Source organism: Fulvivirga aurantia, assembly GCF_009711475.1.
Taxonomy (GTDB): domain Bacteria; phylum Bacteroidota; class Bacteroidia; order Cytophagales; family Cyclobacteriaceae; genus Fulvivirga; species Fulvivirga aurantia.
Genome location: NZ_SMMD01000333.1, coordinates 1 through 1,807, shown reverse-complemented (window position 1 = coordinate 1,807; position 1,807 = coordinate 1). Strand labels below are relative to the sequence as shown.

General features: G+C 39.8%; 3 protein-coding genes. 1 reads left to right on the top strand and 2 read right to left on the bottom strand.

What is annotated here, in order from left to right:
- On the top strand, positions 1-662 hold a 662-nt coding region (locus tag E1176_RS01565), incomplete at its 5' end, for a zinc-dependent peptidase (RefSeq protein ID WP_155208823.1).
- Here the strand turns inward: E1176_RS01565 and E1176_RS01560 are convergent.
- Entirely contained in the window at positions 643-951 is a 309-nt protein-coding gene (locus E1176_RS01560; RefSeq protein WP_155208822.1) for a putative quinol monooxygenase, read from the bottom strand. The two genes, E1176_RS01565 and E1176_RS01560, sit on opposite strands and share 20 nt — an antisense overlap.
- Before the next feature lie 21 nt (positions 952-972).
- A complete protein-coding gene (locus tag E1176_RS01555; protein WP_155208821.1) occupies positions 973-1,740 on the bottom strand; it encodes an SAM hydrolase/SAM-dependent halogenase family protein in 768 nt (255 codons plus the stop codon).
- Positions 1,741-1,807: the final 67 nt, after the last annotated feature.

Sequence of the window (1,807 nt, the reverse complement as noted above, 5' to 3'; positions counted from 1 at the left end):
TTACAGGCATACGACTGGAAGTAACAGATCTCGATCGACTCCTTACCGCTTGTAGTGCGGTGATTCCGCTTTTTAACTTTCCGAAATGGTCATATACACATCTGCACGAGGTATTGCTATACCCGGCTCATTTTGATCGAAACTTTTCTACAGAGGATCCTGAAGAAGTTATTACGGGTATGGTAGGCTCAGGTAGAAATCTAGACGGTGTAATGATTTTGAATAGACAAAGTCTACATCATGGGTTTAAGAATGTTTCCGACAAGCGAAATGTGGGCATCCATGAGTTTGTGCATATTCTGGATAAACAAGATGGTGAAATAGATGGAGTGCCAATGGCGCTTAATAACCAGGAAAATGCCAAACCATGGCTTAAGCTAATGCATAAAAACATGCAAAAGATTAAACAGGGTAAAAGTGATATTGATGAGTATGCCGCCACTGGCGAAGAGGAATTTCTTGCGGTAACCAGTGAGTATTTTTTCGAGCGACCAGACCTATTCAAATCTAAACACCCGGAGCTTTATAAATCTCTAAAGAAGGTTTACCATATCGATATGGTAAAAAGACTGCGCAATAAGTTTAAAAAGAAAAAACGGGTGGGAAGAAATGATCCTTGTCCGTGTGGTTCAGGTGAAAAGTTTAAACATTGCTGCCTGTAACTTCGTCAATTTTTTGATTTGAAAATGCAATAGGCTTTTCATCAAATAGTGCTTTTGTTTGAGCCCAAACCCCCTTAAATAAGTCGGAGTGGCGGTAGCCATCGAGGGCTGCATCATCTATCCAATGACTATAGGTAGAAAAGACATTTTTTTTATGATAGTCACGATGTAATTCAAGGTGACGGCATCCGTCAAAAGCCCTGATTTTATGCTTGCTCTCCTCGAATACCTTTAAAAAATCATCGACTTTATCTGCTTTAAAGGTCATTCTTACAATTCTCACTAACATAATTATTGCTTTTCTAATGTCTTATTCGTCAAACTTGATCATCACCGGACTGTCATAGCCTAAGCCTAACAGCTCACAAGCATTACCCTGGTTGATGCCTATTTCCAAATACCCTTGATCATTGAAAATAATGAAAATATCCCCGGCATCTACGGTGTTAATATTGTCACTAATACGTCTGCCATTTTCTCTACCAAACGTAATGTTATAAGTTTTCTGCTTGCTGAGAATGTCAAAAGTGGTCTTGTCGATGTTGGTAATGAGGTTGCCATAATGGTCTACCCTTATCACATGACCTGATATAAGGCTCTTATTGGCCTTTAAATGTCTGCCCAGACTTTTCTTAAAATGAGGAATAGATTTACCTAAATCATTAATTGGAGTGCCTGTGGCTAGTTTGCCAGCGGCTTCGGCAAATATTTGTTTGGCCGGAAAACTGGTATTTTGACCATTGCCTATGGCTACCTGATTTTCTGCTTGTGAGTCACTTACCAGACCTAAAAGCCCATTATCTGTACCGATAAAAAAATGACCGTCAAGCTGCACTGCTATAAACTCATCACCAGGTTGGCCCACGGAGTTTACAGCTACAATATGTATGCTGCCCTTTGGGAAATCACGATATACCGCTTTGAGCACATAGGCTGCGTGGGCAATATCGCAAGAGTTTATTTGATGAGAAATATCAATAATAGTAGCTTCAGGAGCCTGCGCAAGTATCTTCGCTTTTACCGCAGCTACATAATGATCACTTTCTCCGAAGTCTGACAAAAATGTGATTATGGCCATAGAAGCAGTGCGATGATTTTATTTTTTCAGTTGCCGGAAGTATTTTGTCTGATTTATTGTTACTTAC